Source organism: Thiorhodococcus minor, assembly GCF_010820565.1.
Lineage (GTDB): Bacteria > Pseudomonadota > Gammaproteobacteria > Chromatiales > Chromatiaceae > Thiorhodococcus > Thiorhodococcus minor.
The window spans coordinates 1-18721 of the sequence record NZ_JAAIJQ010000095.1; the positions used below are offsets into that span (position 1 = coordinate 1).

21 protein-coding genes are annotated in these 18721 nt (G+C 63.9%); 16 read left to right on the forward strand and 5 right to left on the reverse strand.

Translation table 11 applies throughout. From position 1 onward, the window contains the following. Positions 1–85 precede the first annotated feature (85 nt). From G3446_RS22005 to G3446_RS29275, 9 genes are all read left to right on the forward strand, one after another. Entirely contained in the window at positions 86–709 is a 624-nt protein-coding gene (locus G3446_RS22005) for a HEAT repeat domain-containing protein (protein WP_164455329.1), read from the forward strand. Beyond that, entirely contained in the window at positions 699–1559 is an 861-nt protein-coding gene (locus G3446_RS22010) for a CheR family methyltransferase (protein WP_164455331.1), read from the forward strand. The genes G3446_RS22005 and G3446_RS22010 overlap by 11 nt, the downstream gene beginning before the upstream one ends. Continuing rightward, the gene (locus G3446_RS22015) at positions 1556–1927 is read left to right on the forward strand and encodes a response regulator (protein WP_164455333.1); all 372 of its coding nucleotides are present in this window, start codon (positions 1556–1558) and stop codon (positions 1925–1927) included. Before G3446_RS22010 ends, G3446_RS22015 begins: the two co-directional genes overlap by 4 nt. Further along, complete coding sequence (locus G3446_RS22020; RefSeq protein WP_164455335.1) at positions 1924–4644, forward strand: chemotaxis protein CheA; 2721 nt, start codon at positions 1924–1926, stop codon at positions 4642–4644. Before G3446_RS22015 ends, G3446_RS22020 begins: the two co-directional genes overlap by 4 nt. Then, positions 4644–4883, forward strand: a complete 240-nt coding sequence (locus tag G3446_RS22025; RefSeq protein ID WP_164455337.1) for a hypothetical protein — start codon at positions 4644–4646, stop codon at positions 4881–4883. Before G3446_RS22020 ends, G3446_RS22025 begins: the two co-directional genes overlap by 1 nt. Before the next feature lie 24 nt (positions 4884–4907). Beyond that, positions 4908–5282, forward strand: coding sequence for a response regulator (locus tag G3446_RS22030; protein WP_164455339.1), 375 nt, complete (start codon positions 4908–4910; stop codon positions 5280–5282). Between the two features lie 3 nt (positions 5283–5285). Further along, positions 5286–6581, forward strand: coding sequence for a methyl-accepting chemotaxis protein (locus G3446_RS29020; RefSeq protein ID WP_164455341.1), 1296 nt, complete (start codon positions 5286–5288; stop codon positions 6579–6581). Between the two features lie 2 nt (positions 6582–6583). Then, positions 6584–7354 carry an AAA family ATPase gene (locus G3446_RS22040; protein WP_164455343.1) on the forward strand — a complete coding sequence of 257 codons (771 nt, stop codon included), beginning with the start codon at positions 6584–6586 and terminating at the stop codon, positions 7352–7354. 211 nt (positions 7355–7565) lie between these two features. Continuing rightward, positions 7566–7847: a DUF3096 domain-containing protein gene (locus G3446_RS29275; RefSeq protein ID WP_425338422.1), complete on the forward strand. Its 282-nt coding sequence runs from the start codon at positions 7566–7568 to the stop codon at positions 7845–7847. Positions 7848–7953: 106 nt separating this feature from the next. On the opposite strand, the gene G3446_RS22050 is transcribed toward G3446_RS29275, so the two are convergent. The 4 genes from G3446_RS22050 to thiD all read right to left on the reverse strand — a co-directional run bounded on the left by G3446_RS22050 (position 7954) and on the right by thiD (position 12800). Then, positions 7954–9849 (reverse strand): propionyl-CoA synthetase, encoded by a 1896-nt coding sequence (locus tag G3446_RS22050; RefSeq protein ID WP_164455347.1) that lies wholly within the window; start codon positions 9847–9849, stop codon positions 7954–7956. Between the two features lie 223 nt (positions 9850–10072). Continuing rightward, positions 10073–11356 (reverse strand): glutamate-1-semialdehyde 2,1-aminomutase, encoded by a 1284-nt coding sequence (hemL, locus tag G3446_RS22055; protein ID WP_164455348.1) that lies wholly within the window; start codon positions 11354–11356, stop codon positions 10073–10075. Beyond that, entirely contained in the window at positions 11353–11991 is a 639-nt protein-coding gene (thiE, locus tag G3446_RS22060) for a thiamine phosphate synthase (RefSeq protein WP_164455351.1), read from the reverse strand. Before thiE ends, hemL begins: the two co-directional genes overlap by 4 nt. Further along, on the reverse strand, positions 11988–12800 hold the full coding sequence (thiD, locus tag G3446_RS22065; protein WP_164455353.1) for a bifunctional hydroxymethylpyrimidine kinase/phosphomethylpyrimidine kinase: 813 nt from the start codon (positions 12798–12800) through the stop codon (positions 11988–11990). The genes thiE and thiD overlap by 4 nt, the downstream gene beginning before the upstream one ends. 227 nt (positions 12801–13027) lie before the next feature. Between thiD and G3446_RS22070 the strand changes: the two genes are divergently transcribed. From G3446_RS22070 to erpA, 6 genes are all read left to right on the forward strand, one after another. Next, positions 13028–13192 carry a rubredoxin gene (locus G3446_RS22070; protein WP_164455355.1) on the forward strand — a complete coding sequence of 55 codons (165 nt, stop codon included), beginning with the start codon at positions 13028–13030 and terminating at the stop codon, positions 13190–13192. Positions 13193–13273: 81 nt separating this feature from the next. Then, entirely contained in the window at positions 13274–13777 is a 504-nt protein-coding gene (locus tag G3446_RS22075; protein ID WP_342450185.1) for a DUF5063 domain-containing protein, read from the forward strand. Between the two features lie 83 nt (positions 13778–13860). After that, on the forward strand, positions 13861–14235 hold the full coding sequence (locus G3446_RS22080) for a HesB/IscA family protein (protein ID WP_164455359.1): 375 nt from the start codon (positions 13861–13863) through the stop codon (positions 14233–14235). A 302-nt stretch (positions 14236–14537) separates the two neighbouring features. Continuing rightward, entirely contained in the window at positions 14538–15566 is a 1029-nt protein-coding gene (gene argC / locus G3446_RS22085; protein ID WP_164455362.1) for an N-acetyl-gamma-glutamyl-phosphate reductase, read from the forward strand. Positions 15567–15576: 10 nt separating this feature from the next. Beyond that, positions 15577–16287, forward strand: coding sequence for a DUF6776 family protein (locus tag G3446_RS22090; RefSeq protein WP_164455366.1), 711 nt, complete (start codon positions 15577–15579; stop codon positions 16285–16287). Positions 16288–16381: 94 nt separating this feature from the next. Beyond that, complete coding sequence (gene erpA, locus G3446_RS22095) at positions 16382–16738, forward strand: iron-sulfur cluster insertion protein ErpA (protein ID WP_164455368.1); 357 nt, start codon at positions 16382–16384, stop codon at positions 16736–16738. A gap of 45 nt (positions 16739–16783) precedes the next feature. On the opposite strand, the gene G3446_RS22100 is transcribed toward erpA, so the two are convergent. After that, positions 16784–17050: a hypothetical protein gene (locus G3446_RS22100; protein WP_164455371.1), complete on the reverse strand. Its 267-nt coding sequence runs from the start codon at positions 17048–17050 to the stop codon at positions 16784–16786. 203 nt (positions 17051–17253) lie between these two features. On the opposite strand from G3446_RS22100, the gene tyrS reads away from it, so the two are divergent. Beyond that, the gene (tyrS, locus tag G3446_RS22105) at positions 17254–18456 is read left to right on the forward strand and encodes a tyrosine--tRNA ligase (protein ID WP_164455373.1); all 1203 of its coding nucleotides are present in this window, start codon (positions 17254–17256) and stop codon (positions 18454–18456) included. Positions 18457–18721: the final 265 nt, after the last annotated feature.

Genomic DNA, 18721 nt, shown 5'->3' on the forward strand with positions numbered 1-18721 from the left:
CTGCCTCCGGCCCACTTTCCACTCCCCACCTACCATCGACCACATACCACTGACCACTGACCACTGACCACTGACCACTGACCAAATGGCCCTCATCAAGACACAAAGCGACGCGCCGCTCGCCAAGGAGGCGCGCCGCATGCCGCGCGACTGCACGGGTCTGATCGCGAGCTTGACGGCATCCGACCCCACCGCCCGCCGTTGGGCGGCGCGTGACCTGGTCGATTGCCCCGAGGCCGCCGCGGCGCTGGTGGAGCGTCTCAAGCAGGAGCCGGAGGTGTCGGTCCGCGAGGTCATCCTCACGACCCTGACCAGCCTTGGCGGGCCGGTCGCGGTCTCCGGCCTCGTCGATTGTCTGAGGAGCGAGGATGCGGCACTGCGCAACGAGGCGATCGAGGCCATGCAGAAACTGCCAGATGCGGTCGCGCCCCTGATGCGCGGGCTGCTCGCCGATCCGGATCCGGACCTACGCATCTTCGCCGTGAATATTCTGGAATCCCTCTGTCACCCTGAGGTGGAGTCCTGGCTGATCGAGGTCATCGAAGGCGATCCACATGTCAATGTCTGCGGGGTGGCGCTCGACCTGCTCGGGGAGGTTGGTACCTCGAGGGCCCGCGATAGTCTGGTGCGCGTCAAGGCGCGCTTCTCCGATGAGCCTTACATTCGCTTCGCCGCCGATCTGGCACTTGGGCGATTGAATGAAGACTGATCCAGACAAGGCCAAGATCACGATCGGTGCCGAGGATTTTCAGAAGTTTCGGGAGTTCTTTTATCGCAAGACCGGCATCCATTTCGATGCATCAAAACGCTATTTCGTCGACAAGCGCCTGGTCGAGCGCGTCGAGGCCACGAGCAGCGACTCCTTCCGTGACTATTTTTCCATGCTGCGTTTCCAGGCGAGCGGCGAAGAGCTGCAGACATTGACCAATCTAATGACGGTCAATGAAACCTATTTTTTCCGCGAGGAGTATCAGTTCAAGTGCCTGGTCGACTCGCTGCTGTCGGAAATCGTGGCGCGCAAGACCGATCGGCACCCCATTCGAATCTGGGTGATTCCATCCTCCTCGGGCGAAGAGCCCTACTCCATCGCCATCTATCTGCTCGAGCGCTGGCCCGGAATCCATGCGTGGGACGTCGAGATCATCGCCTCCGACATCGACACCCGCATTCTCGCGCAGGCGCGCCAGGGGCTTTATTCGGCGCGCTCCATCCAGCATCTGCCCGACCGCTATCTGCAGCACTATTTCACGCGCCAGTCTGACGGCTATCAGATCTGCCGCGATTTGCGCCAGTCGGTCACATTCACGCGGGTCAACCTGACCGAGCGCGCCGACACGCGTGGCTACCGCGACTTCGATGTGATTTTTTGTCGCAATCTCCTGATCTATTTCGACGATGTCTCACGCAAGACGGCGACGGAGACCTTCTACGACGCGCTCCGGCCTGGTGGCTTCGTCTGTTTGGGGCACTCGGAATCCATGAGCCGCAGCTCCTCACTCTACAAGGTGCGCAAGTTCCCCGAAGCAATCGTCTATCAGAGGCCAGTGGAAACCGCATGAAACGTATCCTGATCGTCGATGACGCCGCGACTGTTCGGCTCTATCACCGCGAGATTCTCGAGGCGGCGGGCTTCGAGGTGGAGGAGGCGATGAACGGCATCGAGGCGCTGGAACGGTCCCTTCAGGCGGGGTTCGACCTCTATCTGGTCGACATCAACATGCCGAAGCTCGATGGATACGGATTTCTGCGCGAGCTGCGTGGTCAAGACCTTCCTCAGGCGCCGGCCATCATGATCTCCACCGAGGCGCAGCCCAGTGACGAGCGGCGTGCCTATGCCGCCGGCGCGAATCTCTATTTGCGCAAACCGGTCAAGCCAGAGCACCTTCTGGCCCAGGTTCGGCTGCTGCTCGGGGAGCGACGTCCATGAATCCGCTGCTGGAGCAGTTTCTGTCGGAGGCGAGGGACTTCTTGCAAGGCATCGGCGAGACGCTGATGCAGCTGGAGAATGCCCCTGACGACGCCGACCTGATGAACGAGCTGTTCCGTCTGGTGCATACCCTCAAGGGCAACAGCGGCTTGTTCGACGTTCCGGAGATGACGCGGGTGCTCCACGCCGGCGAAGACCTGATGGACGCCGTGCGCAATCGTCGAGCGGTCTACTCGCGCTCCCTGGCCGACGCCCTGCTCGAGGCCATGGATTTCGTGGGGATGCTCTGCGACGAGCTGGAGGCCGATGGCCGCCTCAGTGCGGCCCACGGCGGCAGCTCGGCGCGCCTGGTCGAGGCCCTGCGGAAGCCGATTCCCGCCGATGACAACAGGGTGGCGGCGCCCGAGCCGGAGCCCGAGCTCGCGCCGGCTCGGCCGACGTCGACCTTGGACAGCGCGGATCTCCCGCTGGACGGCATTCCTGAAGCTGTGCGCATGCAGGCCTACCGCCGCTCCTGTGGGGGGGAGTGCTTGTTCTGGCTGGATTATCGACCGGACGAGCAGAGCTTCTATCAAGGCGAGGATCCCTTCTTCCTGGCGCGCCAGACCCCGGAGCTGCTGTGGTGCGGTATCCAGGCACGTGAGCCCTGGCCACCACTGGCCGAGCTGGATGCCTATTGCTGCATGCTGAGCTTCCAGGGACTGACCGCTGCGTCCCGTGCCGATTTGGAAGAGCAGTATCGCTATGTCATCGACCAGGTGCGGCTCACCGCAATCCCCAGATTGGCGCTGGTGATCCCTGGGGGCGATCCGAACGGCGGCCCCGTCTATGAGGATTTCGTTGCGGATGCCCGTGCCCTATTGCGGGCCGGCGATCTCGCGGGCCTCGTCCGCAACGTCAGCTCCATGCTGGAGCTGTCCGGCCCGGACCTCTGGATCGCCTCGGCCTTGCGCTGGCTGCAGCTGGTGCTCGAGATCGGGCAGGAAGAGGGCGCCGTTCTCGACGCGCTCGTGGATTGTCTGGAGAGCCTCGCCCCGCCGCGCTGGGAGGCATCCGAGTTGGCGGCAGCGCCGAGCGCGGCGTCCGAGCCGACCTCGGACCGACAGGATGATGCGCCCCGAGCCGAGCACGGCAGGGAGGCGCCGGGCGGCGAGCGCGATGCCCTGTCCCCTCTCGAAGCGGATACGCTGACCGCCGTCGTCGCCGCGCAACGTGAAGTCCTCGCCTTGTCGGACGCGCCCGCTTGGCTCCCCGGACGTATCAAGGCCGCCGCCGAGGCGCTCGCCGGCTGTCTGCGGGCAGTCGACGCAATGGCTTCACTTCAGAGCTTGGAAGTGGCCACGGCCTCAGCGCTCGAGGCACGCAGCGGCGCCCCGCTCTTGGCCTGGATAGAGGCATGCTTTCCGGCCGATGCGTCGATCGAGCGCGGGCCTGTCGGCCTGGCTGCGGAGCCTGAGTCGCCGCCGCCGCGCGCGGGCGCCCAACGGCCGGTGGGCGAGGACGAGATCAAGTTCGGCCGTCGTGCCGAGGACGCCATCGCGGCGCCCAAGAGCCTCAAGGTCGACCAGGTCAAGATCGATCGTCTGATGGACTTGATCGGCGAGATGGTGGTCGCGAAGAACGCGCTGCCCTACTTGGCCGGCCGCGCCGAGGCCGTTTTCGGGGTCCGTGAGCTTTCTCGAGACATCAAGGGCCACTACGGGGTCATCAACCGTATCGTCGAGGAGATGCAAGGCGCCATCATGCAGGTCCGGATGATGCCCGTCTCCTTCGTCTTCCAGCGTTTTCCGCGTCTGGTGCGGGACATCTCGCGCAAGCTCGGCAAGGAGGTGGAGCTGATCCTGGAAGGCGGAGACACCGAGGCCGACAAGACCATCATCGAGGCCTTGGGCGATCCCTTGGTGCACATCGTGCGAAATAGCCTGGATCACGGGATCGAGTCCCCAGGCCAGCGCCGCGCCGCTGGTAAGGCGGCGACCGGCACCCTGAGGCTGCGGGCCACGCAGGAGTCGGACCGCGTGGTGATCGAGATTGCCGACGACGGCAAGGGCATCGATCCGGATGTCATCAAGCGGAAGGCCTATGCCAAGGGCCTCATCGACGAGACGGTGTTGGAGCAGATCAGCGATCAGGAGGCCGTGAATCTGGTCTTTGCCGCCGGGTTCTCCACCACGGAGGTGATTTCTGACCTCTCCGGCCGGGGCGTTGGGATGGATGTCGTCCGCACCGCTGTCGAGAAGGTCAATGGCAGCGTCGCCCTGACCAGCCGGAAAGGGCAAGGCTCCCAAGTTCGCCTGTCGCTCCCACTATCCATGGCCGTCACCAATGTCATGATCGTCGTCTCCGACGGCCAGCGCTTCGGCGTGCCCATGGATCGCGTCGTCGAGACCGTGCGGGTGCCGCGCGCCGCCATTCGCGTCATCAAGCACAGCCAAGCGGCCGTGCTGCGGGGGCGTATCGTGCCGTTGAAATCCCTCAACGAGCTGCTAGGACTCGCGGCGCAGCCCAAGTCGAATGACGACGATGAATTGGCGGTGCTCGTCGTCCGGCTAGGTGACGAATCCCTCGGGCTCTTGGTGGACGACTTCAGCGAGACGCTCGACATCATCCTCAAGCCCATGGCCGGCGTCCTTGCGGGGCTGCCGGCCTACGCCGGCTCGGCACTCATGGGCGATGGCTCGGTGCTCGTCGTGCTCAATCTCAAGGAGATTCTGTGATGGGGATCGAGTTCAAAAAGAATCTGGTCGTGTTTCATGATGTGGCAAGCGTGGAAGACGCCGAGGTGCTGCTTGAGTGGCTGCAGGGCAAGACGGGCGCGAAGGCGGATCTATCCGCCTGCACGCATCTCCATTGCGCCAACCTGCAAGTCCTGATGGCGGCCAAGCCGAGTATCCAGGCCTGGCCCGCGGATGCGCCGCTACGCGCCTGGCTGGAATCCGCCTTGGTAGCAGTATAAAGACCCGGATCGAGGAAGAAAGCGATGTCCAAAACCGTCATGATCGTGGACGATTCCGCCACCATGGTGTTGAGCCTGAAGTCGACGCTGGAGATGAGCGGACTCAAGGTCGAGACCGCCAGTGATGGCCTGCAAGCCCTCAGCAAGCTCAAGAGCGGTACCAAGCCCGATCTCATCATCACCGATATCAATATGCCGAATATGGGTGGGCTGGAGCTGATCAAGAACGTGCGCACGCTGGCAGGCTTCCGTTTCACGCCGATCCTGACGTTGACGACCGAGAGCCAGGCGGAAAAGCGCGACGAGGGCAAGCGGCTCGGCGCGACTGGCTGGCTGGTCAAGCCCGTCGCTGGTCCCGACCTTGTGAAGGTCATCAAGCAAGTGCTGCCTGGCGCCTAGTCAGTGGCCAAGCTCACACCAGAGGCCGCGGGTTTTCCTCCAGCCGGGATGGGCTATCGGCTCATGGCTGCCGCGGCAGTGGCACTCGCGATCAACGTCGCCATCGCCTGGTCCATTTCGCCCTGGCTGCACCGAACCTTTCTCGTCCCGCTGAGTCTCGGCTACGATGTGGAAATCGCCCTGACGACCCTGTTGTCCACCTTCTCTGTTCTGGGGCTGGCCGCGCTGCTGGCCTGGGTCTTCCTGCGCAGAGACCTTGAGCATCTCAATCTCATGCTGCGTGATGGCCGCTCCCGACTCGCGAATCTATCGGCCCGGCAGGCGGTGGTCGAGGAGGAGGTCGATCATGTCTCTCCATACCTGGATATCATGCAAAAGCAGATGGAGGGCGCGATCCAGCAGACCGAGCAGGGCGTTGTGGCGGTTATCGAGCAGATCGATCAGGTCCACGGACTGTCTAGGCAGCAGATGGAGCGGATCGGACGCTCGCTGCAGAACGGCATGGATCTCGCGGACGTCATGCGACTCCAGGCGGCCAGCAATAAGGAGGTGATTACGGTCCTGACTGGCTATCTAGAGGAGCAGCTTGCGGAGCTGGAAGGCAATCTGCAGCGGATCGAAGGGCTCGCGGGCCAGGTCGATAACCTTTCCCCCCTGGTTGGCGTGATTTCCGACATCGCCAAGCAGATCAACCTATTGGCACTCAATGCCGCGATCGAGGCCGCCCGCGCGGGTGAGGCGGGACGAGGCTTCGCTGTGGTCGCTGGCGAGGTGCGGGCGCTCTCGACCCAAACCGCCAATGCCGCCGCTGACATTGCCGATAAGATCAGCGCCGCGACTCGCAGCATGGATGCCGAGCTCTCGGTCGCGCGCCAGGCGCGAGACAACAGAGAGCACAACAGCCACATCCAACGGATCATTGCCGATATTGGCGCCATGGAAGAACGCTTCGCGGAAGGCAGCAGCGTGCTCTTGGAGGTGATTCAGGGCGTTGAGGCTGGCAATGAGGAGATGGTCACGCGCCTGTCCGAGGCGCTGGGCCACATCCAGTTTCAGGATGTCGTCCGCCAGCGCCTCGACCAGATCGGAATCGCCCTGCGCGAGCTCGACGAGCATCTCCAAGCATTGATGGGGCATCTCGGCGATGATCAGTGGGACGGCAGCATCCAGCCGAGTCTGAAGGATCGGCTCGAGGGACATCTCGAAGGCTATGTGATGTCCAGTCAACGCGATGCCCATGCGGCAGTAACCGGGGCTGAGGCGGCGAGCGACGCGCGGCCGCAGATCGAGCTCTTCTAGCCGTGCCCCGGGTCATCGCCATCTGCAACCGCAAGGGTGGCACTGGGAAGACGACCGTCGCGGTCAATCTCGCTGCCGAGCTGGCCGCCCTTGGGGCGCGGGTCTTGCTCGTCGATCTTGACTCTCAGGGCCACTGCGCCATGGGGCTCGGGGTCAAGATCGAAAAAGGTGCGCCCACGGCGCATCGGATCTTCCTCGACCCAGGGGCAAGCCTGGTGACGGCGATCTATCAGACCGGATGCAAGAATCTCGCCCTCGTTCCGGCCGATCAGCTGTTCGAGCACGGCAGCGGTCCGCGTGACGAGCAGCGTCTCGCCCAGGCTCTGGCGCGTGATGAGATTGCCACAGCCTATGACCTCATCCTTCTGGATACCCCGCCTTCCTTGGATCACCTGCTGCTCAACGCGCTCACGGCGTCGCATTGGGTGCTGGTGCCCTATGTGCCCCATCAGCTGTCCTTGGAGGGCATGCGCCAACTGATGCGGGTGCTGTTCAGGGTCATGTCCGCCAGCAATCCGCAGCTGAGGATTCTGGGCTTGCTGCCGACGATGGCTGCCGAGCACATCCGAGAGCATTGTGCCGTGACCAGCGAGGTTTCTCGCCAGTTCGGTGCTCCCAGGGTCCTGGCGGCTATCCGCAGCGACATCCGCGTGGCGGAGGCCTTTGGGGTAGGCAAGCCCGTGCGCCGCTATGCGCCGAAGTGCCGTGGCGCTCGGGATTTCGCGAGCTTGGCGGCGACCCTGGCTCCGAGCTTAGGTATCGAGAGCGGCTGACCCCGAGCTCGGCGATTCGCACCGCGAAGGCGCCGATTCGAGCCTGCTGTCGAATGGGCGCGCCCGGCTTGGATTCCGCGCCGAAACATGCTCTGATCTTGCGCTGCCCGGGAAAGGGCGGGGGCGCCATGCATCGGGCGCCGGACCCGCTGCTTCGTCCATGCACGCGCTTGCGCCGCCAGACAAGGAGGCTTTGATGGATATTCTAGGCATGATGCAAGAGTTGCCGATGGAGGCCGTGGTCGCGATCATCGCGGGTGTCGTCGTCTTGCTGGTACCGCGCATCCTCAACTATGCGATCGCCGCCTATCTGCTCTTGATCGGCGCCCTCGGCGTCCTTCAATTCTTCTACGGTCAGGCGATTCGGCCGATGCCTGTCCTCTCCATCGTGGCTGGCGCCATCGTCCTGATCAAGCCGGCCATTCTCAACTATGTGGTCGGGATCTATCTGATTCTCGTCGGGCTGCTGGAGGCGGGGATCCTGCGCTTCTGAGGCGGGCTCGGCTCCGCTCGACGGCCGAGCTGGCTGCCCTGCGGCACGAAGCATCCATGGCGAGAGCGGCATCCCTGCCGGTCTCGCCTCCTGGCGACCTCGAAGATCAGCCGTGCTTGGCGTATCCGATGGCCGAGAGCGCGGCGGTGATCTCTTCGAGGATGGCGGGATCGTCGATGGTGGCCGGCAGGCGGTACTCCTTGCCGTCCGCGATGGCCTTCATGGTGCCGCGCAGGATCTTGCCGGAGCGGGTCTTCGGCAGCCGGTCCACGACGACGACCGTCTTGAAGGCGGCGACGGGGCCGATCTGCTCGCGCACCAGCCCGACCAGCTCCTTGGCGAGCTCCGCCTTGTCGCGGTCCACACCCGACTTGAGCACGACCAGGCCGAGCGGCAGCTCGCCCTTGAGCTGGTCGGCGGCACCGATGACGGCGCACTCGGCGACGTCCGGATGCGAGGCCAAGACGGCCTCCATGCCGCCGGTGGAAAGCCTGTGGCCGGCGACGTTGATGATGTCGTCGATGCGGCTCATGACGAAGAGATAGCCGTCGTCGTCCATGTAGCCGGCGTCGCCCGTGAGGTAGTAGCCCGGCTGGGTCGCGAGATAGGACTGGACGAACCTGGCGTCGTTGCCCCAGAGGGTCGGCAGGCAGCCAGGCGGCAGCGGCAGCTTGATCATGATGCGGCCGATGTCTCCCGGCTTGACCGGCTCGCCCTCGTCGTCGAGCACTTGCACGTCATAGCCAGGCACGGAGCGCGTGGGCGAGCCTGGCTTGACGGGGAGCTGCTCGATGCCCAGGCAGTTGGCCGCGATGGCCCAGCCGGTCTCCGTTTGCCACCAGTGGTCGATGACGGGTACGCCGAGCTTCTGCTCCGCCCAGGCCAGGGTGTCTGGGTCGCAGCGCTCGCCGGCCAGGAAGAGGGCGCGGAATCCGCCGAGGTCGTAGTGCTTGAGGTGCTCGGCATTGGGGTCGTCGCGCTTGATGGCGCGGAAGGCGGTGGGCGCGGTGAAGAGCACGGAGACCTGGTGCTCTTGGATGACGCGCCAGAAGGCGCCGGCGTCGGGCGTTCCGACCGGCTTGCCCTCGTAGACGATGGTGGTGCAGCCCATTAGCAGCGGGGCGTAGACGATGTAGGAGTGTCCCACCACCCAGCCGACGTCGGAGGCGGCCCAGAAGACCTCGCCCGGCTTGACGTCATAGACATTGCCCATGCTCCAGGCCATGGCGACGGCGTGACCGCCATTGTCGCGCACCACGCCCTTGGGCTGCCCCGTGGTGCCTGAGGTGTAGAGGATGTAGAGCGGGTCGGTCGCCTCGACGGAGACGCACTCGGCCGGCTCGGCGGCCGCCATGGCCTCGGCCCAGCCGACGTCGCGCCCCTCGATCAGGGTGCCCGGCTCTTGCGGGCGCTGCAGCACGATGCAGTGCGCCGGCTTGCTTTGCGCTTGCTCGATGGCGTCATCCAGCAAGGGCTTGTAATGCACGACCCGGTTGGGCTCGATACCGCAGGAGCCGGCGACGATGACCTTGGGCTTGGCGTCGTCGATGCGGGTGGCCAGCTCGCGCGAGGAGAAGCCGCCGAAGACGACCGAGTGGATGGCGCCGATGCGGGCACAGCCGAGCATGGCGATGGCCGCCTCGGGCACCATCGGCATATAGATAATGACCCGGTCGCCTTTCTCGACGCCTTGGGCCTTGAGCGCCCCGCCGAAGCGCGCGACCTGGTCCTGCAGCTCGGCGTAGGTGATGGTCTGCTTGGTGTCTGTGACCGGGCTGTCGTAGATGATGGCCGCCTGGTCGCCGCGCCCGGCCGCGACATGACGGTCGACGGCGTTATGGCAGGTGTTGAGCGTGGCGCCGCTGAACCAGCGGTAGAAGGGCGGGTTGCTGTCGTCCAGCACCTGGTCCCATGGCTTGTCCCAGTCGATCAGCTCGGCGGCGTCCGCCCAGAAGGCGGCCGGATCGCTCATCGAGCGGTCATAAACGGATTGATAGCCCATGGCTGTCTCCTCCACATGGTGATCTCACTGACCTTCGGTTGGGTCCGAAGGATTCACTTGTCATCCGCTGTCCCGTGGCGCGGGGCCAGGCAGGCAGCAGCGAACGGAGTCGACCTCGTGACGATGGAGCGTCCAGTCGTCGCGGGGTCGATCTCGCTTGTTTCAACCGTCGTGGCCTGGAGGGCTGTACCACATGCCACCGAGCCGATCTGGCGCTCTCCGGTCAGCCGGCGATCTTGGCGAAGACCTTTTCGGCGGCATCCAGGGTGGCCTGGATATGCTCGTCCTTGTGCATGATGGACACGAAGCCGGCCTCGAAGGCTGAGGGTGCCAGATAGACGCCCTCGTCGAGCATGCCGTGGAAGAAGGCCTTGAACTGGTCCTGATTGCACTGGGTGGCCTGCTCGAAGTTCGTCACCGGCTGTCCGGAGAAGAAGAGGCCGAACATGCCGCCCGCCTGATTGGTGGTGAAGGGGATGCCGGCGGCGTTGGCGCGCGTCTGCAGCCCGTCGAGCAGTGCCTTGGCCGTCGCGGTGAGCTGCTCGTAGAAGCCGGGCGCGGAGATCAGCTCCAGCGTCTTGAGTCCGGCGGCCATGGCGATGGGGTTACCGGAGAGGGTGCCTGCCTGATAGACGGGGCCGAGCGGCGAGACGTGCGACATGATCTCCTGCTTGCCGCCGAAGGCGCCGACCGGCATGCCGCCGCCGATGACCTTGCCGAGCGCCGTCATGTCCGGGGTAATGCCGAAGTGCTTCTGCGCGCCGCCGACGGAGACACGGAAGCCGGTCATGACCTCGTCGAAGATGAGCACGGCGCCGTACTGGTCGCAGACCTCGCGCAGCCCTTCGAGGAAGCCGGGGACGGGCGGGATGCAGTTCATGTTGCCGGCGACCGGCTCGACGATGATGCAGGCGATCTCGGAGCCGATCTCGGCGAAGACCTCGCGAACCTGGTCGATGTCGTTGTAGCGCAGGGTGAGGGTGAGCTCGGCCAGCGCCGCCGGGACTCCGGGCGAGTTGGGCTCGCCCAGGGTGAGCGCGCCGGAGCCCGCTTTGACCAGCAGAGAGTCGGCGTGGCCGTGGTAGCAGCCCTCGAACTTGACGATCTTGTCGCGCCCGGTGTAGCCGCGGGCCAGGCGCAGTGCGCTCATGGTCGCTTCGGTGCCCGAGCTGACCATGCGCACCATGTCCATGCTGGGGACCAGCTCGCAGACCTTGTCGGCCATGGTCGTCTCGAGCTCGGTCGGGGCGCCGAAGGAGAGGCCCTTGTCCAGGCGCTCGCGCACAGCGGCCAGCACCTCGGGGTGGGCATGACCGAGGATCATCGGGCCCCAGGAGCCGACATAGTCGACATAGCGCTTGCCGTCGGCGTCATAGGCATAGGGGCCTTCGGCGCGCTCGAAGAACACGGGGTCGCCGCCCACGCCGCGAAAGGCGCGTACCGGCGAGTTGACGCCGCCGGGGATGTGGCGCTGTGCGGCTTCAAAGAGGTCGTGGGATCGGCTCATCTGGGGGTCTCCTTCGGAAACAGGGTGGTGTAGGCGCGAGCGGCGGCGGCGATGTCGGGCTGTGCGAAGATGCCGGTGACGACCGCGAGCATATCGGCGCCCGCCGCGATCAATAACGCGCCATTTTGTGATGTGATTCCGCCGATCGCAACCAGGGGGAGTCTCAGGCGCTTGCGTGCCTCGCTCAGGAGCTCGGGCGCCGGCCGGACGGCGTTCGGCTTGACGGTCGACGGGAAGAAGCTGCCGAAGGCGGCATAGCTGGCTCCGGCCGCTTCGGCTTCCATGGCGAGCGCAAGCTGGTCGTAGCAGGACACGCCGATGATGGCTTGGGGGCCGAGGCGCTCGCGCGCCGCGCGCGGATCCGGGTCGTCGCGGCCGAGGTGTACGCCGTCGGCACCGATGGCGGCGGCGAGGTCGAGGTCGTCATTGATGACGAGCGGGACCTGGGCTGACCTGCAGACGGCCAGCAGTGATTTGGCCTCGGCGGATTTTCGCTCGCGATCAGAGCCCTTGTTCCGATACTGGACCAAGCGGGCGCCGCCTTGAATGGCTGCGGTGATTTGGTCCGATAGCGGGCTCGGCTGCGTCGAGGTTTCGGGCGTGATGGCGTAGAGGCCGTGGAGTCGGTGGGTCATCGCGATGGGCTGTGGGGCGTGAGATGGTGGAGCCGATTCGGCGTGAGCTGACAACGCCCGGTGCGAAAGGCCTGATTGAGGCTTTCCCAGGTATACGACTGCGCGGAGGCGACGGCGTCTTCCATCGCCATCCCCCAGGCGAGGCGGGCGGCGATCGCGCTGGCGAGGGTACACCCGGAGCCATGGTACTCGCCGGGCAGCCGCGGCCAAGTCCAGGCGCGGTGGTCGCCATTCGCGCCGTATAGGCGGTTGGTGACTTGCTCGGTATCGTCGTGCGTGCCCGTGATGAGCACCCATCGAGCTCCCGAGCTCAAGAGGCGTGCGGCACAGTCGTCAGGGCTTTGGCCGTCGGTCAGAGTGCGCGCCTCGGGGAGGTTCGGAGTCAGCAGCGTGCATCGGTGGAGCAGGTGCTTGCGCAGCTGATTGAGCAGCGCGGCGTCGACGAGGTGCTGTCCGGCTCCGGTCGCCAGGACGGGATCGAGGACGACGGGAAGCCCTGGGCTCTCGTCGATGATGCGGCTAAGCGCACGCACGATCCCTGAGCTGGCCAGGAGGCCCAGCTTGATGGCGCGTGGTGCGCTGTCGGCAATCATCCGCCGGCATTGCGTGTCGAGCTGCTCTGGTGGCTGTGGCCGCAGGTCGCGCAGCCCGCAGGTGTCCTGGTCGGTAAGTGCGGTCACCACGGTGACCGGAAAGGCGGATGCTGCAAGCACGGACTCGGCGTCCGCGAGAATCCCCGCGCCACCGCTTGGATCATGACCGCCGATGCAGAGGACGATGGGCCGCTCTTGTCGATCTGTGTTTTCCATGCTTTTTCTGAGCGCTGTCTGTGCGATCGGCCTTGGCCTCGGTCATCGTCGCGAACCCGTCCCGGCGACCGTGCGAGCCTGTAGGGCCGCCGTTTCAGGGTTGGCGTCGAGTTGAAACCGCCTTGTCGGAGCCAGATTTCTCCAGTCGGAGCAAATCCTCGTCGTGCTCGGCGTCGCCCGCGTGCGCGACGTCGTGGCTGCTGTAACAGTCTCTAGGAGCAGTACTTGTGAAGACCTACCAATGTCTTGTTTGCGGATTGATTTACGACGAAGCCAAGGGCTGGCCCGAGGACGGTATCGCGCCCGGCACGCGATGGGAAGATGTGCCCGCCGATTGGAAGTGCCCGGAGTGCGGCGTCGGAAAGGAAGATTTCGATATGGTCTTGGTGTAAGACCGCGGTCTTGTGACGGATTGCGCTTTGTGGTTTCGACCAAGGCGCGAAATCTCGGCTAAACTCCGTGACATGGACGCGATGACTAACCCCGGCCGAGCCGCCGAGCTTGGTGCGAGCAGCGAGATCGCCAGCCTTGCGCGGCGGTACTGCAGCCTGATCGGCAAAGCCGCCGACGAGGCTGATCCCTGGCTTCGGGAGGTCGCCGATCTCCTGCCTCGATTGCATGCTGCAATCGCCTCGGTCGAGGCAGACCATGCTAGCGTCGATCACTCAGATCCTGTCGATCTCGATGCCCGCTTCGAGCTCTTCTCGGCTCTGCGCAGACTGCTGGGCGAGCGGGACAGCTATTGGCTCGAATTCGATACTGCAACCGAGGGCATGGGCGACATGACGGGCAGCCTGGCCGACGACCTGACTGACATCTACTGCGAGCTCAAGCAAGGCTTGCGGCTGTTCGAGCTCGCCCCCGAATATGCCCTTGCCGCCTGGGTCAGCGGCTACGAGCAGCACTGGGGTCAGCATCTGATCGATGCGGAGCGCCACCTCGTGACGCTGCGGGCGCAAGCTCGCCTGGACCTTTAACCTCCTATTCTACGCTGGCATCGACCAGGGGTGTTCTGATAGCCTGGCGCATTGATTTGCAGGTATCTACGAGGATTTGATCCATGTCCGCAGCGCTCACCGAGACGGATTTGACGCTGACTCAGCCCGCCCAATCGAAAATGAGCGACCTCTTCAAGCAGGTCGACGATACCATTCAGGGTGTCCGGGTCTTCGCGACTGCGGGCGGCTGCAGTGGCATCAGCTTTGGTATGACCTTCACCGACGCGATCAACGAGGATGACGCCGTTCTCGCGTACGAGACCTTCAAGGTCGTGGTCGATGATGCCACGCTTGAGTACATTCAGGGCGTCGAGATCGACTTCGTCGACGATGGCGAAGGCAACGCGACCTTCGTCTTCAACAACCTCCCGCAAATGGGCGGTGGCTGCAGCAGCTGCGGCTCCTCGACATCTGGCTCGGGCGGCGGCTGCTCCTAAGTCTGCCGGCACCTCCCCCCGCGAGCGGCGCTCCTCACCCCAGGTAGGGCATGCAGGTTGCCCAGGCAGCTTGTGTGCTTGTGGGTGCTCGGGACTGCTGCTGAGCGGTATTGCCTGCTCGGCTCGATCCACTGCTTCCAAGGTGTCCAGGGCTCAGGCTCACTTGGCGCCCTGGTCCGGGCACCGTATTTCAGCGGCACCCTGGCGGTTGATCGGGTCGCAATCTCGACAGGGTCTATTTCGAGTGCCCTTGGCCAAGTATCCTTGCTGGCGCGGGTCGAAACTTGGAGTCTTAGCTCCTCATGATTAGAGTCGGAATCGTTGGTGGTACGGGCTATACCGGGGCAGAGCTGCTTCGGATCCTGGCACGCCACCCGGGGGTGGAGCTTCGAGCCATCACCTCACGCAGCGAGGCGGGGAAGCCCGTCGCCGAGCTGTTTCCCCATCTGCGCGGTAGCTTGGATTTGTGCTTTTCGGAGCCGAGCGAGGCCGTGCTCGGCGCCTGCGATCTCGTATTCTTCGCAACGCCGAACGGAACCGCCATGGGCTCGACGCCCGAGCTGCTGGCGGCTGGGGTGCGCGTCATCGACTTGGCTGCCGACTTTCGTCTGAAGGATCCCGCCCTCTGGGAGCGCTGGTATGGCATGCCGCATCAGTGCCCCGGGCTGTTGGAAGAGGCGGTTTACGGTCTGCCCGAGCTGAATCGCGAGGCCATTCGCGATGCGCGCCTGATCGCGAATCCGGGCTGCTATCCGACTGCGGTGACGCTGGGCTTCCTCCCCCTGGTCGAGGCGGGGGCAGTCGATCCCGCTTGGCTGATCGCTGACGCGAAATCTGGCGTGAGTGGCGCGGGCCGCAAGGCGACGACTGGCTTGCTGATGGCCGAGGTCGGCGAGAGCTTCAAGGCCTATTCGGCGACCGGGCATCGCCACGCCCCGGAGATCATGCAGAACCTCAAGCAGTTTGCTGGCGTTGACGTCGGGCTCACCTTCGTACCACATCTGGCTCCCATGATCCGCGGCATCGAGGCGACGCTCTATGCCAGGCTCGTGGATACCTCCGTCGATGTCCAGGAGTTGTATCGCGACCGCTATGCTGGAGAGGCCTTCGTCGATGTAATGCCTGGCGGCCATCCAGACACCCGATCGGTGCGAGGTGCGAACCTGTGCCGAATCGCGGTTGCTCAGCAGGCTTCGGGCGAGGTCGTCATCGTCCAATCCGTCATCGACAATCTGGTCAAGGGGGCTGCTGGACAGGCCGTCCAGAACATGAATCTTATGTCTGGTCTTCCGGAGTCCGCGGGCTTGGAGGCCGTGGCGTTACTGCCTTGAAGGCCGCGATATGCCTGACTCATTTCGGCGTCTGTCGTTCCGCTTTCTAGCGGCAGGCGCATTCGCGCTGGCATTTGCGGCGATCTTTCTGATCGGTTTCGAGCTCGGCGGTGGTGGGGCGCCCGCTGCTGGGGGCGGGGCCGCGGCGCCAGACGCCTTGCGCGCTCACCTCTTGAAAGAGCGTGATTCCTTGAGGGCGCTCCTGGCCGAATCCGAGCGGCAGCGCGTCATTTTGGAGCGGGCGTCTCAGATCGATGCCGAGGCGCGCAAGGTCCTCCAAAAGGAGCTCAAGCAAGCGCAGGATGCGCGCTTGGAGCTAGAGCGCGAGCTGACTTACCTCAAGCGGCTCGTGCAGAAGGGGGGGAAGGGCGCGATTCAGGTCTACGACATGCGGCTCGCGCGTGGCATCGGCACTCATGAGTTTCTCTACAGTTTCACCATTGCGCAGCTGGTTCCAGGCTTCGGACGCTCGGTCGGACGTGTGGGTCTGAGTATCGTCGGTGTGCGTGAGGGCGCGTCGGAGTCGCTGGAGCTGGCCGATCTGCCATCCGCAGATCCGCGGCAGCTCCACATGGATTTCGAGCACTTTCAGAATCTTCAGGGAGTGATCGAGGTTCCTGAGGACTACGATCCGGAGTCCGTTGTCGTCAGTATCGAGCCCGAGTCGAAGCTCCTGCTGCCCACCTCGGTCGTCTTTCCCTGGGAGCTGTCGAGGGAATGATTGAGCCGACGCTGGGGGAGCCCGGAACGCTTGAAGACCTGCTCGCGAGACGCACCTTAGGCGAGAGCGAATCTTTAAAGAGGGTGAAGCCACGATGAGTGCCGAAGCAGAAGCGATCCAAGAAGCAGATTTGGTCTTTACGTCGGCCGCGGCATCCAAAGTCGCCGAGCTGATCAGCGAGGAGGGAAATCCAGGCCTGATGCTGCGCGTCTACATTCAGGGCGGGGGCTGCTCCGGATTCCAGTACGGCTTCACCTTCGAAGAAGAGATTCAGGAAGGGGACGCGGAGATCGTGACCGATGGCGTGAAGCTCTTGGTCGATCCGATGAGCATGCAGTATCTGATGGGGGCCGAGATCGACTATACCGAAGGGTTGCAGGGAGCCCAATTCGTGATTCGCAACCCGAATGCGAGCACGACTTGCGGCTGCGGCTCCTCCTTCTCAGCCTAGCTCAAGCCCCCTCTTCCTCCAGCGCGGAGTCTCACTCCGCCCGCGTCAGGGCTTGTCAGCGTTGATCGTCGCTGCCGCGCTCGGATTCGGCGGCAGCTTAAGCTCGATGACGCCCGAATCGCCCTGGGCATCCGCTTCCGCCGGCATTGCGGTATCTCGGCCATTGTCTCCAGAGGTCAGCCAGAGGTAACCACCATACCCCGCCCCGCCCAACAAGACGAGGCCAAGTACCTTGGCGATCACGCCAGATCCGAGCCGTCGCTTCTTGCGTAGCGTCCACTCTGTACGCTTGAATTTGTAATCGCGAATCATAGAATCGCCGCAATATTAAGGAAATCAATGCTCTGTCGTTGAGCCTAGTGTAGTCGGATCGGCGTCTCGCGAACAAGGCAAGACGGCACGCGATCAGCGGCTTCGGGCCGTCCTGCCCTTGTCTCCGCCTTTGCTGCGTCGTAGGCTTCCGCGCTTTGCGCCTGTCAGGCGCCTCACGCAGCATCCAGCAAAGCTACATCAAGATGGACTCACTCGAGCGATCTCTCGCCATCATTCGTCGCGGCACTGAAGAAATCCTGATCGAGGACGCCTTGCGCAAGAAGCTTGCACAAGGCCGTCCGCTCAAGATCAAGGCGGGATTCGATCCGACCGCTCCCGATTTGCATCTCGGGCATACGGTGCTCATCAACAAGCTGCGTCAGTTCCAAGACCTGGGGCATGAGGTCCTTTTTCTGATTGGGGACTTCACCGGGATGATTGGCGATCCCACCGGCAAGAGCGCAACCCGAAAGCCGCTGTCCCGGGAAGAGATCGAAGAGAATGCCCAGACCTACCGCGACCAGGTCTTCCGCATCCTGGACCCGGAAAAGACGCAGGTGGTCTTCAACTCCCAATGGCTCGACGCACTTGGTGCCTCGGGTCTGATCCAGCTGGCGGCCCAGCACACGGTTGCGCGGATGCTCGAGCGCGATGACTTCTCCAAGCGCTACAAGTCCGGCCAGCCCATCGCCATCCACGAGTTTCTCTACCCCCTCATCCAAGGCTATGACTCCGTCGCCCTGAAGGCGGATGTCGAGCTCGGCGGAACGGACCAAAAGTTCAATCTCCTGGTGGGGCGCCAGCTGCAGGAGGCCTATGGGCAGGAGCCGCAGGTCGTGATTACGCTGCCGATACTCGAGGGACTGGACGGCGTTCAGAAGATGTCGAAGTCGCTCGGGAACTACATTGGAATTGCGGATGCCCCAGGCGACATGTTCGGTAAGATCATGTCCGTCTCCGATGATTTGATGTGGCGCTACTTCGAGCTCTTGAGCTTCCGCGAGATGTCTGAGATCGAGGCGTGGCGGCAGTCCGTGCAGGACGGGGCGAACCCGCGCGACATCAAGTTCGAGCTTGGTATGGAGGTGGTGACGCGTTTTCATGGTCCGGAGCAGGCGCGCCAAGCCCGCGAAGCCTTTATAGCGCGGTTTCAGCGTGGGGCGATGCCGGAGGACATTCCGGAGACCTGTCTCCCGAGCGGAGATGCTGGCGCTCTGCCGATCGCAAACCTTCTTAAAGAGGCTGGACTGGTAGGGAGCACGTCCGAAGCCATCCGGATGATCCGGCAGGGCGCGGTGAAGATCGATGGCGAGCGCGTGGAGGACAGCAAGGTCTGCTGCGCCGCGGGTACGGAGCACGTCTACCAGGTAGGCAAGCGCCGCTTCGCCAGGGTGCGGGTCGATTGATGTGAAGAAAGGCTTGACGCTGTTCTGAGGCGCTGTAGAATGCGCGGCTCCTCAGGGAGCGGGGTTAGCCGGCTGTTTTGGGACGCGGGGATTTTGGTGTTCTGGCTGGCGGCTGATGAAAAAAGGGGTTGACGCCGACTGGGTTTGCTGTAGAATGGTCGGTCTTGGCAGTTCAGAGAGTTGCCGAAGAATTTCAGATCTTTAACAAGTTGTTCAGATGCTTTTGTGTGGGTGCTCTGATGTCACTTGGACTGTCTAAGAGATA

Coding starts and splice junctions, on each gene's coding strand:
- G3446_RS22075 (WP_342450185.1), top strand. CDS start 13,274: ATGACTAACCCCGGCCGAGCCGCCGAGCTTGGTGCGAGCAGCGAGATC.
- tyrS (WP_164455373.1), top strand. CDS start 17,254: ATGGACTCACTCGAGCGATCTCTCGCCATCATTCGTCGCGGCACTGAA.
- G3446_RS22005 (WP_164455329.1), top strand. CDS start 86: ATGGCCCTCATCAAGACACAAAGCGACGCGCCGCTCGCCAAGGAGGCG.
- G3446_RS22030 (WP_164455339.1), top strand. CDS start 4,908: ATGTCCAAAACCGTCATGATCGTGGACGATTCCGCCACCATGGTGTTG.
- thiE (WP_164455351.1), bottom strand. CDS start 11,991: ATGACCCACCGACTCCACGGCCTCTACGCCATCACGCCCGAAACCTCG.
- G3446_RS22015 (WP_164455333.1), top strand. CDS start 1,556: ATGAAACGTATCCTGATCGTCGATGACGCCGCGACTGTTCGGCTCTAT.
- G3446_RS22050 (WP_164455347.1), bottom strand. CDS start 9,849: ATGGGCTATCAATCCGTTTATGACCGCTCGATGAGCGATCCGGCCGCC.
- G3446_RS22100 (WP_164455371.1), bottom strand. CDS start 17,050: ATGATTCGCGATTACAAATTCAAGCGTACAGAGTGGACGCTACGCAAG.
- G3446_RS29275 (WP_425338422.1), top strand. CDS start 7,566: ATGATGCAAGAGTTGCCGATGGAGGCCGTGGTCGCGATCATCGCGGGT.
- G3446_RS22010 (WP_164455331.1), top strand. CDS start 699: ATGAAGACTGATCCAGACAAGGCCAAGATCACGATCGGTGCCGAGGAT.
- thiD (WP_164455353.1), bottom strand. CDS start 12,800: ATGGAAAACACAGATCGACAAGAGCGGCCCATCGTCCTCTGCATCGGC.
- erpA (WP_164455368.1), top strand. CDS start 16,382: ATGAGTGCCGAAGCAGAAGCGATCCAAGAAGCAGATTTGGTCTTTACG.
- hemL (WP_164455348.1), bottom strand. CDS start 11,356: ATGAGCCGATCCCACGACCTCTTTGAAGCCGCACAGCGCCACATCCCC.
- argC (WP_164455362.1), top strand. CDS start 14,538: ATGATTAGAGTCGGAATCGTTGGTGGTACGGGCTATACCGGGGCAGAG.
- G3446_RS22020 (WP_164455335.1), top strand. CDS start 1,924: ATGAATCCGCTGCTGGAGCAGTTTCTGTCGGAGGCGAGGGACTTCTTG.
- G3446_RS22090 (WP_164455366.1), top strand. CDS start 15,577: ATGCCTGACTCATTTCGGCGTCTGTCGTTCCGCTTTCTAGCGGCAGGC.
- G3446_RS22080 (WP_164455359.1), top strand. CDS start 13,861: ATGTCCGCAGCGCTCACCGAGACGGATTTGACGCTGACTCAGCCCGCC.
- G3446_RS22025 (WP_164455337.1), top strand. CDS start 4,644: ATGGGGATCGAGTTCAAAAAGAATCTGGTCGTGTTTCATGATGTGGCA.